The 13,897-nt window shown below is 60.7% G+C and carries 12 protein-coding genes; 9 read left to right on the top strand and 3 right to left on the bottom strand.

The annotated features are described in order from the left end of the window. The first annotated feature begins 80 nt into the window (after positions 1–80). The 5 genes from ACJJU9_RS12430 (at position 81) to ACJJU9_RS12410 (ending at position 6,991) form a co-directional block, all read left to right on the top strand. The gene (locus ACJJU9_RS12430; protein ID WP_407730914.1) at positions 81–1,268 is read left to right on the top strand and encodes an acyl-CoA dehydrogenase family protein; all 1,188 of its coding nucleotides are present in this window, start codon (positions 81–83) and stop codon (positions 1,266–1,268) included. Positions 1,269–1,342: 74 nt separating this feature from the next. Then, positions 1,343–2,362 carry a 2Fe-2S iron-sulfur cluster-binding protein gene (locus tag ACJJU9_RS12425; RefSeq protein ID WP_407730913.1) on the top strand — a complete coding sequence of 340 codons (1,020 nt, stop codon included), beginning with the start codon at positions 1,343–1,345 and terminating at the stop codon, positions 2,360–2,362. A 16-nt stretch (positions 2,363–2,378) separates the two neighbouring features. Next, the gene (locus tag ACJJU9_RS12420) at positions 2,379–3,995 is read left to right on the top strand and encodes a FadD3 family acyl-CoA ligase (protein WP_407730912.1); all 1,617 of its coding nucleotides are present in this window, start codon (positions 2,379–2,381) and stop codon (positions 3,993–3,995) included. Between the two features lie 43 nt (positions 3,996–4,038). Further along, the gene (locus tag ACJJU9_RS12415; protein WP_407730911.1) at positions 4,039–5,685 is read left to right on the top strand and encodes a DUF1302 domain-containing protein; all 1,647 of its coding nucleotides are present in this window, start codon (positions 4,039–4,041) and stop codon (positions 5,683–5,685) included. A gap of 73 nt (positions 5,686–5,758) precedes the next feature. Beyond that, complete coding sequence (locus ACJJU9_RS12410) at positions 5,759–6,991, top strand: NADH:flavin oxidoreductase (protein ID WP_407730910.1); 1,233 nt, start codon at positions 5,759–5,761, stop codon at positions 6,989–6,991. 160 nt (positions 6,992–7,151) lie between these two features. Here the strand turns inward: ACJJU9_RS12410 and ACJJU9_RS12405 are convergent, their stop codons facing one another. Then, a complete protein-coding gene (locus ACJJU9_RS12405) occupies positions 7,152–7,985 on the bottom strand; it encodes an alpha/beta fold hydrolase (protein ID WP_407730909.1) in 834 nt (277 codons plus the stop codon). Positions 7,986–8,200: 215 nt separating this feature from the next. On the opposite strand from ACJJU9_RS12405, the gene ACJJU9_RS12400 reads away from it, so the two are divergent. From ACJJU9_RS12400 to ACJJU9_RS12390, 3 genes are read left to right on the top strand one after another with little or no spacing between them, the layout of a single operon-like run. Further along, positions 8,201–8,935: an SDR family NAD(P)-dependent oxidoreductase gene (locus ACJJU9_RS12400; protein WP_407730908.1), complete on the top strand. Its 735-nt coding sequence runs from the start codon at positions 8,201–8,203 to the stop codon at positions 8,933–8,935. A 13-nt stretch (positions 8,936–8,948) separates the two neighbouring features. Then, on the top strand, positions 8,949–9,722 hold the full coding sequence (locus tag ACJJU9_RS12395; protein WP_407730907.1) for an SDR family NAD(P)-dependent oxidoreductase: 774 nt from the start codon (positions 8,949–8,951) through the stop codon (positions 9,720–9,722). After that, the gene (locus tag ACJJU9_RS12390) at positions 9,722–10,357 is read left to right on the top strand and encodes a nuclear transport factor 2 family protein (protein WP_407730906.1); all 636 of its coding nucleotides are present in this window, start codon (positions 9,722–9,724) and stop codon (positions 10,355–10,357) included. Before ACJJU9_RS12395 ends, ACJJU9_RS12390 begins: the two co-directional genes overlap by 1 nt. A 58-nt stretch (positions 10,358–10,415) precedes the next feature. On the opposite strand, the gene ACJJU9_RS12385 is transcribed toward ACJJU9_RS12390, so the two are convergent. After that, entirely contained in the window at positions 10,416–11,606 is a 1,191-nt protein-coding gene (locus ACJJU9_RS12385) for an acyl-CoA dehydrogenase family protein (protein WP_407730905.1), read from the bottom strand. Next, a complete protein-coding gene (locus ACJJU9_RS12380; protein WP_407730904.1) occupies positions 11,603–12,775 on the bottom strand; it encodes an acyl-CoA dehydrogenase family protein in 1,173 nt (390 codons plus the stop codon). The genes ACJJU9_RS12385 and ACJJU9_RS12380 overlap by 4 nt, the downstream gene beginning before the upstream one ends. A 220-nt stretch (positions 12,776–12,995) precedes the next feature. On the opposite strand from ACJJU9_RS12380, the gene ACJJU9_RS12375 reads away from it, so the two are divergent. After that, positions 12,996–13,886, top strand: coding sequence for a VOC family protein (locus ACJJU9_RS12375; RefSeq protein ID WP_407730903.1), 891 nt, complete (start codon positions 12,996–12,998; stop codon positions 13,884–13,886). Positions 13,887–13,897: the final 11 nt, after the last annotated feature.

The following is a 13,897-nucleotide window of genomic DNA, read 5'->3' as shown; positions in this document are numbered from 1 at the left end:
GACGATGAACAATGCCCGGCTCAATCCGATGATCCATCACACCTCGCGCAGTGGCGCAGTGAGATCGGGAGAATTGAGTGATGCACAGCATGCGTGAAAAGACCCAGGACGAGTGTGATCTGCTTGAATGTGCGCAGCGCCTGGTGCCTGCTCTCAAGGCGCGTACGGCGCAGGCCGACCAGGATTTGAAGGTGCCGGTGGAAAACATCGTCGAACTGCAAAACTCCGGTTTGCTGCGGGCTTTGCAGCCACGGGCATTTGGTGGCTACGAAGTTGATCCGCGGACGTTTTTTGAAATTCAGACCATCCTTGCCCAAGGCTGCATGTCGACCGCCTGGGTTTACGGCGTGATGGGGGTTCACCCCTGGCAGTTGGCCCGTTACCCGGTTGAAGCACAGCGCGAAGTCTGGGCCGATGACCACAACGCGTTGATCTGCTCGACGTACATGCCTGCGGCCAAGGTCACGGTGGTAGAAGGTGGTTATCGCATCAGTGGCCGCTGGGGTTTTTCCAGTGGCAGCGAGCATTGCCAGTGGGTATTCCTGGGCGGCATTCTGCCGGCCGATGGCGAATACGCCGCCGAGCACGGCACCTTCCTGCTGCCGCGCAGCGACTATCAGATCGAACGCAACTGGGATGTGCTGGGCCTGCGGGGCACCGGCAGCCACGACATTGTGGTCGAAGATGCTTTTGTGCCAGCTCATCGCGTGCAACGCACCAATGACTGGACCCTTGAAGCGACGCCGGGGCGCGAGGTCAACAAAAACCCGATCTACGCCATTCCGTTTGCCCAGGTGTTCTCCCGCGCGGTCTCGACTTCGGCCATTGGCGCGCTGCAAGGCGCCATCAATGAGTTTCGCGACAACGCCGCCCGGCACATCGGCAAGCACGGTGCGCGCACGGCGGATGACCCGGTGGCACAAACCGCCATTGCTGAAGCGATGATCACGGTCGACAGCCTGCGTCTGGTACTGGAACGCAACTATGAGCACCTGATGAGCCTGGCCCGTGCCGGTGAATACCCGGACACCGAGACGCGCCTGCTTTATCGCTACCAGTCGGCATATGTCACCAATATCTGTGCCGAACGGGTCAACGACCTGCTGCGCAGCATGGCGGCCTCGGGGTTGTACAACACCAACCCGGTAGCGCGGCTGTTTCGCGATCTGCATCAGGCCCGTGGCCATATCGCCAACAACTACATGGCTTACGGGCGCAGCTACGGCGCAGTGATGCTCGGCCTGCCCAACCCGGACCCTTACGTCTGAAGCCGTTACGCCGTAATGAACCTTGGGTTTACACCTGCCCGTCGTTGGGGCGGGTGGTCATGAGTACATGATCTATGAGCAATTATCTGGCCCTGCGTGTGGCACGTGTAATCGAGGAAACCGCCGATGCGTCTTCCGTGGTGTTCGACGTGCCCGCGCATCTGGGCGAACTTTTTTCTTATAAGCCCGGCCAGTTCCTGACCTTGCGTGTGCCCTTTGAGGGTGGCTGGCTGCCGCGCTGTTATTCATTGTCGAGCACGCCGCTGCTGGATGAGCCGTTGCGGGTGACGATCAAGCGCGTACACCAGGGTCGCGCCTCGAACTGGTTGTGCAGTGAATTACAGGTCGGTCAGACCCTTGACGTGCTGCCACCGGCAGGCGTTTTTGTGCCTCGCAACCTCGACGGCGACCTGCTGTTGTTCGGCGGCGGCAGCGGGGTGACACCGGTGTTATCGATCCTGCGTTCGGCCTTGCTCGCCGGTTCGGGACGCATTCTGCTGATTTATGCCAACCGCGATGAAGCCTCGGTGATTTTCAAGGATGAGCTCAAGGCCCTGGCCAGCGCTTATGCACAACGCCTGCAAATCGTTCATTGGCTGGACTCGGTTCAAGGCATCCCCAGTGTTGAGCAACTGGCCGAACTGGCGCGGCCGTTTCTGCTCGCCCAAGCCTTTATATGTGGTCCGGGGCTGTTTATGGACGCGAGCGTCAACGCCCTCAAGCGCCTGGGCATGCCTGATCGTCATGTGCATGTTGAGCGGTTTGTCTCCTTACCCGGTGAGGGCGAGCTGTTAGCGGCCAGCAGCGAAGCGGCGGTGGCCGCGCAGTTGGCTGTGCGCCTGGATGGCGAGGATTACCAGTTGCTCTGTGACAGTGGCGAAACCGTGCTCAATGCCATGGAACGCGCCGGTCTCAAACCACCCAGTGCCTGCCGTGTCGGGGGCTGCGCATCTTGCATGTGCACCCTGGAAAGCGGCGATATCGAACTGTTGCACAACGATGCACTGGATGCGGGCGAGCTGGCCGAAGGCTGGATTCTAGCCTGTCAGGCAGTCCCCACCAGCGCGCAATTGCGCATCCGCTTTCCTGAATAACTAACACGAGCCCACGATGAATCAGAGTCTGAACCTTGCCGCGCCCTGCAATACCGCGCCTGTCACCCTGGCCCAATTGGTTTTTAGCAGCGCTGAACAGTTTGCCGGTCGCACGGCCATCGAGGAAAACGGCGAAAGCATCGACTTTGCGCAATTGCCTGAGCGGGTCATGGCTTTTACCCGGGGCTTGATGGCGATGGGCATTCAGGTCGGGGACAGGGTCGGCATTTGGGCGCCCAACAGCACCGACTGGATTCTCGCGGCGTTGGGCATTCATTGCGCAGGCGCTGTGCTGGTACCTATAAATACCCGCATGAAAGGCCTTGAAGCGGCCGATGTGCTGGAGCGCAGCGGCTGCCGCCTGCTGTTTATCCAACAGCGTTTTCTCGAGGTTGATTACCCGGACATGCTCGCGCCCCATCGGCCAGCCAGCCTCGAACACCTGGTGGTGCTGGAGGGCGACCGCCCTCAGTCGCCAGCGGACCTGACAGTGACGCAGTTTCTGCGCAGTGCCGCGATCATTGATGCGCAAAGTGCTCGACGCCGGGCATTGGCAATTGGTCCGGATGCGATATGCGACCTGCTGTTTACCTCCGGCACCACCGGCAAACCGAAAGGGGTGATGAGCGCTCATGGGCAAAACCTGCGGGCCTTCCGGGAGTACGCGAACATTATTGGCCTGGTGCCGGGCGACCGTTACCTGATCGTCAATCCATTTTTCCATGCGTTTGGCTATAAGGCCGGGTGGCTCACGTGCCTGATTGCCGGGGCAACCATCCTGCCGCATGCGGTGTTCGACCCCGAGCAGGTGTTCCAGCGCATTGCCCGCGAGCGCATCAGCGTTTTGCCCGGTGCACCGACGCTTTACCTGTCGTTGCTGGCCCATCCGCAACTCAAGCAGACAGACCTGTCGAGCCTGCGCATTGCCGTGACCGGCTCGGCCAGCATTCCCCCAAGCCTGATCGAACGCATGCGCAATGAGCTGGGTTTTGCCGTGGTCACGACCGCCTACGGCCTGACCGAGTGTGGCGGCCTGGCGACGATCTGCGACCCGCAAGACTCGGCGCAGGTCATTGCCGGGACCAGCGGGCGGCCCATCGCCGGGACTCAAGTGAGTATCCGCGACCCGCACAACCAGGCACTGGACGCAGGGCAGACGGGGGAAATCTGCTTGCGGGGTTTTCACGTCATGCAGGGCTATTTCCAGAACCCAGAAGCCACCCGCGAAGCCATCGACACCGATGGCTGGCTGCACACCGGCGATGTTGGACGTCTGGATGAGGCAGGCAACCTGATCATCACTGACCGCCTGAAAGACATGTTTATCGTGGGCGGTTTTAACTGCTATCCGGCAGAAATCGAAGCTGCATTGATCCGCCACCCGGCAATTGCCCAAGTGGCGGTGATCGGTCTGGCCGATGCGCGCATGGGCGAAGTTGGTTGTGCCTGCGTCGTGCTGCGCGAAGGCGCAGAACTCGACGAAGGGCAATTGATCGCCTGGAGCCGCGAACACATGGCTAATTACAAGGTCCCGCGCCGGGTGTGTTTTCTCAGCGCGTTGCCGCTTAACCCGTCGAGCAAGGTCGCCAAAAACGAGCTGCGGGCGATGCTCAGTGACCCTGTCAGCCCTTAAAGCACGCCTTACCCGTAAACAACAACAAAAACAGGAGAAGAGCATGGCCATGCAAAATACGGTTGCACGTCATTGGGGGCACCGGGTTATCGGTGGCAACCTGCTGGTGACCGCCATTACTATAGGCAGCCCCGCAGCTTACGCCGCGCCTACCCTCCAGTTGGGGGAAGACACCACACTGGATTCGTCGTTGACGGTTAACTACACGGCCTCCATGCGCACGGCCAAACAGGCAAACGAATACCTCAACGACCCGAACAACGATGACGGCACCCGCAACTTCAAGCGCGGTTCATTGATCAACAACCGTATGAGCTTTTTTGGCGAGCTGCAACTCAAGCATGACAACCTTGGTGCGGTGTTGCGTGGCAGTTACTTTTATGACGAGGTCTACAACCAGCGCAACGCCAACAACTCGCCAGACACCGTGAACAAGCTCGGGCACAACGATGAGTTCACTGACCGCACCCGTAAACTCAGTGGCAACAATGCGCGCCTGCTGGATGCTTATGTGTACGGCAACTTCGATGTCGGTGAAACCCAGTACTTGTCGGTCAAGGCTGGCCGGCATTTGGTGGCATGGGGCGAAAGCCTGTTCTGGTCCAACATCAGCCAGGGCCAGGCCCCGGTGGATGCCACCAAGTTCAACGTGCCGGGCACCGAGGCCAAGGACTCGTACCTGCCGGTAGGCCAGGTGTCGGCGTCGTGGTCGCTGAATGAAAACCTGGCCCTGGTCGGTTACTACCAGTACGAATGGGATAAAACCCAACTCAACCCGGTCGGGGATTACTTCGGCAGCGACACCTTTGGCCCGGGCGCTGAGTTTTATCGGCTGGCAAGCGGCCTGGTCAGCAGCTTGCCCAATGGCGCGGCAGTCGCCTATGCCGGCGAGAAAGACCCCAGCAACAGCGGCCAGTGGGGCCTGGGTGTGCGTTATCGGATTACCGAAAACACTGAAATCGGCTTGTTCCACTACCGCTACAACGAGCGCATCGCGTCGCTGTTCTTCGACTTTAGCGGCACCACCCAATATTCATCGAACAAGGGTATTGGCCATAGCGGCGACCCGATGACCTATCGCCTGGGTTACTTCGAAGACGTCAAACTGACCGGTATCAGCTTCAGTTCCAAGGTGGGTGACTCGGTGCAGTACGCAGGTGACTTGAGTTACCGCGACGGCGCATCGGTGTACCTGAACAACGGCGCCCCGACGACCGGGCAGATCTGGCAAGGCAACCTCAACGCCTCGTACATCCTTGGCCCGAGCTTCCTTGCGCAACAGTCCACGTTCATGGCCGAAGTGGTGCATCAGCATATCGCCGGCGTCGATAGCCTGACGATCACCGGCGGCGGGGAGGGTGTTGACGGGACCTTCGACAAGTTCCTCTCGGCGACCCAGACCCGGGGTTCAACCCTGTTGGGTATTGGCGCGTACATGGACTATCCGTCAATTTTCAACGGTGTTGACCTGAACACCAAAGTCGTGTGGACACAGAACGTCGACGGCAGCGCTTATCAGGGCTTGGGCCGCGATGAAAAGCGCCTGACCGTAGGTGGCGACTTCAAATACCTGGGCAACTTCCAGGTCGGCATTACCTATGTGGCCTACCTGAGTTCGCCGGATATTGCCCAAGGTCGTTTGATGGCCGACCGCGATTACCTGTCGCTGAATGCCAAATACGCCTTTTGACCAGCATGGCTGCGTCGCGACACGGCGAGGCAGCCATCTTTTGTAGCCTGAGAACAATAAAGAGAGGCCCGTCATGAACCCTCGTTCAATCCCATCGCCATTCAGCCCTGTCACGATTGGCCCGTTGACCTTGAAAAATCGCTTTATCAAGGCGGCCACCAACGAAGGCATGAGTACCCAGGGGGTACCGTCCAAACAGTTGGTGAAGCTGCATTCAGCCCTGGCCGATGGCGGCACGGCACTGACCACCGTGGCTTACTGCGCGGTGAGCAGCGATGGCCGTACTTTGCCGAACCAGTTGATCCTCATCGAGTCCAGCCTGCCGCACTTCAAGGCGTTGACCGATGGTGTGCATCTTGCCGGTGGCCTGGCCAGTGCGCAGATCACCCACGGGGGCTGTTTTACCTTTATTCGCGAACGCTCGACCAAACGCCCGCTGTCTGCCAGTGGCGGGTTTAACAAAATTGGCTTGATGAGCGGCATGTTCCTTAAACAGGCCATGAATGAAAGCGACATGCAGCAAGTGGTCCGTGACTTTGCCCACGCGGCACGCCTGGCGCGCCAAGCCGGTTTTGATGCCGTGGAAATTCACATGGGCCACGGTTATCTGCTTAGCCAGTTCATTTCGCCGTTGTACAACAAACGCCGCGACCAATACGGCGGCAGCCTGGAAAATCGCCTGCGTTTCCCGCGACGGGTACTGCGCGCGGTGCTCGATGCAGTGGGCCAGGACATGGCGGTCATCTGTAAATACAGCATTACCGAGGGCGTGCGCGCCGGTAACAGTGCCGAAGACGGCGCGCAGATCGCACGCATGCTGGAAGCCGAGGGCGCGCACCTGCTGGTGCTCAGTGCCGGGATGAACGCCGAGTCGATCACCACCATGTTTGGTTCTTCCTTTCCCAAGGAAAACCGCGTGCAGCAGAAAAACAAAATCATTGCTTTGGCCATGGCCATCCAGCGCCGTAAAGAGCCGACTGTGGAATTTCGCGAGCTGTATCTGCTGGAACATGCACGTAAAGTCCGTGCGGCAGTGAACATGCCTCTGGCCTATTTGGGAGGCGCCAGGAGCCTGGCCAGCATCGAGCAGATCATGACCGAAGGCTTTGACCTGGTTGCCATGGGCCGGGTACTGCTGGCGGAAAATGACTACGTGAACAAGCTGGCCAGTGGTGCCAGCCGTGATTCGATCTGCACCGCCTGCAATCGCTGTGTGGCCATGATGTATACCCCGGGCGGAACCTCCTGCGTATTAGGGCAACCGGGCGATGCGCAGCTCAACCGACAACCTGCTGCTTCGGTTTAACGTTTTTTGGCGTTTCAGGAGCAAAAGATCGCTCTTATCAAACCCAGGGCTCTGAACTGCCCCCTCACCACGCCTCTCCCGAAGGAGAGGGAACCGATTGGGCGGGGCGGCAGCCCCTACAAGGACCAACCCGGCAGGACGCCGGGTTGGTCTGAACGGATTAGCCGTTTTGCAGAAAGTCGATGCAACTGCGGTTAAACAGTTCGCGGTGTTCTACCTGCACCCAATGCCCACACCGGTTCAGAACGATGAAGCGGGCATTCTGCGCGCCGTCGATGATGCGCTGGGCGCCGCTGACGGGGTTGAAGTGGTCGTTGCTGCCCCAGAACCCAAAGATCGGACATTGGATCTCAGCCAGGCGTGCCTCCATGTTGGGCACCATCATCGTACTGAACAGGTTTTTTGGCTGGGTGATCGCCACCGCCACCCGTTCCTGCAGCAGGCTTTGCGGCAGTATCGACGCATCGAACAGTTGCAGGCTCATCATGCTGCGCATTTCGTCCATGCCGATGGGCCCGGCATTGTAAAGCGAGACCATACGCACGATGCCTTCCATCTTGAAGTAGATTTCGCGCTCTTCAACACCGCCCGGTGCCAGCAGGATCAGGCTTTGCGGCAGTTGTGGCAGGCGCAGGGCAAGGCCCAGGGCGATCGCCCCGCCCAGTGAATTGCCCAGCAAGGTGCAACGGCGTACACCGATGGACTCCAGGAAAGTGGCCACGCATTCAACAAAAAACTCCAGGTTGTACTGAACGTCTTCGGGCTTGTCTGAGCGCCCGAAACCGGGAAGGTCGAGGACGATATTGCGATATCCGGCGGCGACCAGTTGCGGGTAGTTGCCCTTGAAGTTACTGAAACCGCTGGCGCCCGGCCCGCTGCCGTGTAGCCAAAGCACCACGGGGCCTGCGCCTTCATCCAGATAGTGCAGGCGCAAGCCGTTGGGCAGCGTTGCGTAATGGCCGACGGGCAAGGGCAGGTCTACGGGTTGGTTCATGGGGATCTCCATTGTCTGCGGATTGGACAGCGCAGTCGCGCACCGCGCGCGAGTCGCACGTGCCCATGCTGGGACTCCCCGACCTCGGCGGCATCGTCCGTTCAGACCACGCTGCGCTAGTCCCATCGGACGATGTAGGCCCAGGCCCTTGGCGCTAATCATTCAAGGCGCGGCGCTACTGCACGGGCAGCAGCTCGCAGACTCGGAGATTGCGAATGAAGTTACTCAACAAAGTGGCCTTTGTGACCGGCGCCGGGCAGGGCATGGGCCAGGCCATCGTGCGCGGGTTTGTCGACGAAGGCGCCCGCGTAGTGGCTGTCGATTTGAACCAGGCAGCGCTGGCCGAAAGCCTCGCAGACCTGGGCGACAAGGTGCTGGCCCTGGCGTGCAACGTGGCTGACAGCGCCAGCGTGGCCGATGCAATGGGCCAGGTAGAACAGCACTTCGGCGGCCTCGACATTCTGGTCAATAACGCCGGGGTAGGGGGGCTGGACAGCTTTCTCGAAACCTCTGACGAGAGCTGGGCGCGAGTAATAGGCGTGAACCTGGGCGGCACCTTCATCTGTTGCCGAGAGGGCGCAAGGCTGATGCTCAAGGGCGGTCGCAAGGGCTCGATCATCAATCTTTCCAGCACGGCCGCGCTGACCGGCGACGGCCCAAGCCATTACTGCGCCTCAAAAGCCGCGGTGATGGGCCTGACCCGCTCGATTACCCGCGAACTGGCGCCCAGCGGCATTCGCGTCAACACCCTGGTACCGGGGCCGACCAACACGCCGATGATGGCCGGGATCCCTGATGAGTACATGCAGGCGCTGCTCAAAAACGTGCCGCTGGGGAGAATGTGCGAAACCAGCGAAATCGCCAAGGTCGCGGTGTTCCTCGCCAGCGAAGACGCCAGTTTCATGACCGGGCAAAACATTGCGGTGAACGGTGGTATGGCTTTTATCTGATCCAGGAGTTTGCATGAACACTCGTCTACAAGGAAAGATTGCCTTCGTCACTGGCGCCGGTTCCGGCATCGGCGAAGCGACCGCGCTGCGCTTTGCCGAAGAGGGCGCCACGGTGGTACTGTGCGGGCGCCGCATCGAGCCGCTGCAAGGCGTGCAGGAAAAAATTCACGCCCTTGGCGGGAAAGCCGATATCGCCGTGGCCGATGTCAGTAACGAACAGGCCTATGTCGAGGCGCTGCAAGCCACCGCGCAGCGTCATGGCCGTCTGGATATCCTGGTCAACAACGCCATGGCATACACCTGGGGCGGGATTGAGGGGATGACCACTGCCGACTGGCACGCCAACTTCACGACCACCGTAGATGGCACCTTTTGGGGCACCCGCACGGCCATGCAACTGATGAAAGCCCAGGGTGGCGGTTCGATCGTCAATATCGCCTCTATTTGCGGCCTGTTTGGCACGGCGTGGATGGCTGGCTATTCGGCGGCCAAGGCGGCGGTGATCAACTTCAGCCGCGCGGCGGCCAGCGAGGGAGCCCCGCACAATATCCGTTGCAACGTGATTATTCCCGGCGTGGTCGACACTCCGGCCACCGCCGGTATGCTCGGGGACGCGAAAACGCGCAGCAACACAGAGAAAGTCATCCCGATGAAACGGGTCGGCCTGCCGCTGGAGCTGGCCAACGCGATTCTGTTTCTGGCCAGCGACGAAGCATCGTATGTGACGGGCGCCAGCCTGGCGGTAGACGGCGGGCGCGGTTCTGACCTGTACACGGTGCTCGACTGATGAACCAGGCCACAGACACATTACTGGCGCGCATCGACCGCCTGGAGTCGCTGGACGCGATCCGCCAACTGGCCGGCAAGTACGCCCTGGCCCTGGACATGCGCGACATGGATGCCATGGCCAACTGCTTTGCCCCGGACGTGCTCGTAGGCCGCGATAAAAGCGGGCGCGCGCACCTCAAGGCGTGGCTGGACGAGACCATGCGCAATCAGTTTCACGGCACCTCACATCACTTGGGACAGCACATCATCGAGTTCAGCGATGCCGATCACGCCACCGGTGTGGTCTATTCCAAGAACGAGCATGAGACCGGCCCTGAGTGGGTGATCATGCAGATGCTGTACTGGGACGATTACGAGCGGATTGATGGGCGTTGGTGCTTTCGGCGGCGCTTGCCGTGCTACTGGTACGCGAGCGACCTTAACAAGCCACCGATTGGCGGCCTGAAAATGCGCTGGCCGGGCCGCGAGCCTTACGCCGGTACATTCCATGATCTGTTCCCGTCCTGGGATGCGTTCTGGGCACAGCGCCCGGATAAAGACGCGTTGCCGCAGATCGCTGAACCCGCGCCGCTGGAAGGCTTTCTCAAGACCCTGCGCCGTGGCGCCGACGCGCCGAAAATTCGCGTGCGTTAGCTAACTCGTCCTGAACAAACATGACTCACCCGGCAGCATGCCGGGTGAATCATCTTGATCAGCCGTGCCGGGGTTCGCGGGGCATGGACAGGGCGCGTTCGGCGATGACGTTGCGCTGGATTTCGTTGCTGCCGCCGTACAGGGTGTCGGCCCGGGTGAATAAGAACAACGATTGCAGACGGCTGAGCTGGTAAGGCGCACCGTCGAGTATTTCTGCGTCCTCACCCAGTACGTCCATGGCCAGCTTGCCCAGATCGCTGTGCCAGGTTGACCAGGCCAGTTTGTAAATCATCGCTTCACGCCCCAGGCTGCCACCTTGTGGGCCAGAAAGCATGCGCAGGGAGTTGTAGCGCAATACCTTGAGCCCGGCCCAGGCCTGAGCGATGCGCTGGCGCAATATCGGGTCGCGCGAAGCGCCGTTGCTGCGGGCGATGCGGATGATCTCGTCGAGTTCGTTATGGAACTGCATTTGCTGGCCCAACGTCGACACGCCGCGTTCGAACCCCAGCAACGCCATGGCGATTTTCCAGCCGTCACCTGGTCGGCCGATCAGATTGTCAGCCTGGGTAACGGCCTGATCGAAAAAGACTTCGTTGAACTCGCTGGTGCCGGTCAGTTGCTGGATCGGTTGCACGCGAATGCCAGCCTGGGCCATCGGTACCAGCAGAAATGACAAACCGTGATGCCCCTCGCTGCCGGGCTCGGTGCGGGCCAGGACAAAGCACCAGTCGGCTTCATGGGCCAACGACGTCCAGACCTTTTGCCCGCTGATAAGCCAATGCTCGCCGCTGGCATCCAGCTTTGCCCGGGTTTGCACATTGGCCAGGTCCGAACCGGCTCCCGGTTCCGAGTAGCCCTGGCACCAGAACTGGCTGCCATCGAGGATGCCGGGTAATAACCGTTGCTGTTGGGCTGGTGTGCCAAATGCGGCGAGTGTCGGGCCCACCAGGCCTTCGCCGATATGGCCCATGCGACCGGGGCCACCGGCGCGGGCATATTCTTCGTGGAAGATCACCTGCTGGCTGATGGACAGCCCGCGCCCGCCGTGTTCGGTGGACCACCCCACACCAATCCAGCCACCGCTGGCCAGTTCACGCTCCCAGGCTTTGCGTTCTTCGGGAAAGCTGTGCTCGTCTCCCGGTCCGCCCCGAAACCGCAAGGTTGAGAATTCACCGCTCAGGTGCTCAGCCATCCACTGCGCGACTGTTTCCCGGAATGCCTCATCGGCGCGGCTGAAACCGATTTTCATGCTGAATCTCCTAATAGATGCCCGGCGATACGTTCGCGATGCAGCGCCGGGTTGCCGAGCATTTGTTCGCTGGCACGGGCACGTTTGAAGTACAAGTGAGGGTCGTATTCCCAGGTAAAGCCGACGCCGCCATGCAATTGGATGGACTCGGCGGCGCAGAGAAAGAACACCTCGCTGGCATGAATTTTTGCCGTCCCGGCGGCCAGTTCGAGCTCCTTGGCGACGTTTGCATCCCCGTCTGGGGCCAGCCGCTCCTGAGCCACGCACGCGGCGTAGTAGGCCGCCGAGCGTGCGCATTCAACGTGCAGCATCATGTCGGCGCAGCGGTGTTTGATCGCCTGAAAACTGGCGATGGTGCGCTTGAACTGACGGCGCTCGGCGATGTACGCAAGGGTCAGGTCCAGCGCCTGTTGCGCGCCCCCGGTTTGCTCGGCGGCCAGCCCGATGGCAGCAATCAGCAGGGTGTCGCGCAGCACCGCCCACCCTTGATCGGGACCACACAGCTGCTGTGCTGCGCTGACCTGCACCTGATGCAAGTCGATACGGGCCAGACGGCGGGTTTGGTCCAGTGTCGGCAGAGGAGTGGCGATGACTCCCGGTGCAGTTCCCGGCAAGGCAAACAGGCGGATGCCCTGTGCCCCATGAGAACCGGGAGCGCGGGCAGCGATGATCAATACATCGGCGCAAGCGCCATCGATCACTTGAGCGTAGTGGCCGCTAACTGTCCAGCCGTCTCCCTGGGGCTCGGCCACGGCCTGCACGCTGTCAGCTTCCAGCCCGGCAACACTGGCAAAAGCCAGAGTGGCGCGGGTGTTGCCGCTGGCAATCGCCTCCAGCCATTGCGTCTGCAGCGCCTCGTTGTGCCCCAGTAATAAAGCTGGGGTGGCCAGGCAGGCCGTAGCGAACAACGGCGAGCCAAGCAAAAAGCGGCCGCTTTGTTCCATCAGGATGGCCAGTTCGACAAACCCCAGGCCCATGCCACCAAAACGCTCAGGGACCATCAGCGCAGGCCAGAACAACTCCTGGCCGATGCGCTGCCAGACATCGGGGTCGTGGCCATCCGGGCGCATCATCGCGGCACGCACGGCATGGGAATCGCTGGCCTGGGCGAGAAATCGCCCGGCGCTGTCACGAATCATCAGGTGCTCTTCGGTAAAAGCAAACTCCATGGGCACAGGTCTCGGTAAATAGCGGAGGGGTGCACGAAGTCTGCCGTGCCCCCCGCACGCGACGAATCACTAAAACGGACTAGAGGCCTGCAGGTGTTGGGGACGGGGGGTAACGCTCTTCGGGCCGTGCGGGGGCTTAGTCTCAACGGACGATGAAGGGGCGGGAGGGGCTTAGCACAATGCTCGTCACGCAAGCCCTTCACTCAACGAGGACCCAGGCATGATCGACATTCGCGGTTTGAGCTATTTCGTCTCGCAGATCGAAAATCTCAGCCATTGGCAGCGTTACGCCGAGGACGTGCTGGGCATGCAAGTGCTGCCGGCGCCGGGCGGCGGTTTGTACGTGAAGATGGATGAGCGGCCCTTTCGCATGCTGATTGTCGAAGGCAGCGAACCACGCTACCTGGCGTCCGGCTGGGAGCTGCCCAGCGAACCGGCCTTTCTCGCCGCGATCGAGCATCTGAATGCGGCGGGGATCGAGTGGCAGGCGGGCAACGCTGACGAGGTCAATCAGCGCGGGGTGCAAGCGCTGATCAAGGTCATCGATCCGTCGGGCAATTGCCATGAACTGAGTTGGGGGCACCGCTCTGACTGCCTGCCGTTTGTGTCGCCCCAAGGTGTGCCGCGTTTTATCACCGGTGACATGGGCCTGGGCCATACCGTGCTGCCCGCTCCGAATTTTGATGCAACGCTGGCCTTCGCCAAGGATGTGCTGGGGTTTGAACTGTCGGACATTTTCAACTTCCGTCCCGACCCCGCGGCCCCGGCAATCCGTATTCACTTTTTGCATTGCCAGAATGCCCGCCATCACAGCCTGGCACTGGCCGAGTACCCGGTGCCGTCAGGCTGCGTGCACGTCATGGTCGAGGTCGATTCGATGACCGAAGTCGGGCGCGCCCATGACCGTATCCAGGCCCATGCGGTGAATCTGTCCGCGACCCTTGGCCAGCACCTCAACGACCGCATGACCAGTTTTTACATGAAGACACCGTCCGGTTTCGACCTGGAATACGGTTTTGGCGGGCTGCAAGTCGATTGGGCCGAGCACTCGGCCTTCGAATTCACCCGCGTGAGCATTTGGGGGCACGACTTTTCGGTCGGCCAACAGTAAGGAGTTGTCAT

Source organism: Pseudomonas helleri, assembly GCF_045830615.1.
Lineage (GTDB): Bacteria > Pseudomonadota > Gammaproteobacteria > Pseudomonadales > Pseudomonadaceae > Aquipseudomonas > Aquipseudomonas helleri.
This window is presented reverse-complemented; position numbering and strand designations above follow the sequence as displayed.

Coding starts and splice junctions, on each gene's coding strand:
- ACJJU9_RS12430 (WP_407730914.1), top strand. CDS start 81: ATGCACAGCATGCGTGAAAAGACCCAGGACGAGTGTGATCTGCTTGAA.
- ACJJU9_RS12425 (WP_407730913.1), top strand. CDS start 1,343: ATGAGCAATTATCTGGCCCTGCGTGTGGCACGTGTAATCGAGGAAACC.
- ACJJU9_RS12420 (WP_407730912.1), top strand. CDS start 2,379: ATGAATCAGAGTCTGAACCTTGCCGCGCCCTGCAATACCGCGCCTGTC.
- ACJJU9_RS12415 (WP_407730911.1), top strand. CDS start 4,039: ATGGCCATGCAAAATACGGTTGCACGTCATTGGGGGCACCGGGTTATC.
- ACJJU9_RS12410 (WP_407730910.1), top strand. CDS start 5,759: ATGAACCCTCGTTCAATCCCATCGCCATTCAGCCCTGTCACGATTGGC.
- ACJJU9_RS12405 (WP_407730909.1), bottom strand. CDS start 7,985: ATGAACCAACCCGTAGACCTGCCCTTGCCCGTCGGCCATTACGCAACG.
- ACJJU9_RS12400 (WP_407730908.1), top strand. CDS start 8,201: ATGAAGTTACTCAACAAAGTGGCCTTTGTGACCGGCGCCGGGCAGGGC.
- ACJJU9_RS12395 (WP_407730907.1), top strand. CDS start 8,949: ATGAACACTCGTCTACAAGGAAAGATTGCCTTCGTCACTGGCGCCGGT.
- ACJJU9_RS12390 (WP_407730906.1), top strand. CDS start 9,722: ATGAACCAGGCCACAGACACATTACTGGCGCGCATCGACCGCCTGGAG.
- ACJJU9_RS12385 (WP_407730905.1), bottom strand. CDS start 11,606: ATGAAAATCGGTTTCAGCCGCGCCGATGAGGCATTCCGGGAAACAGTC.
- ACJJU9_RS12380 (WP_407730904.1), bottom strand. CDS start 12,775: ATGGAGTTTGCTTTTACCGAAGAGCACCTGATGATTCGTGACAGCGCC.
- ACJJU9_RS12375 (WP_407730903.1), top strand. CDS start 12,996: ATGATCGACATTCGCGGTTTGAGCTATTTCGTCTCGCAGATCGAAAAT.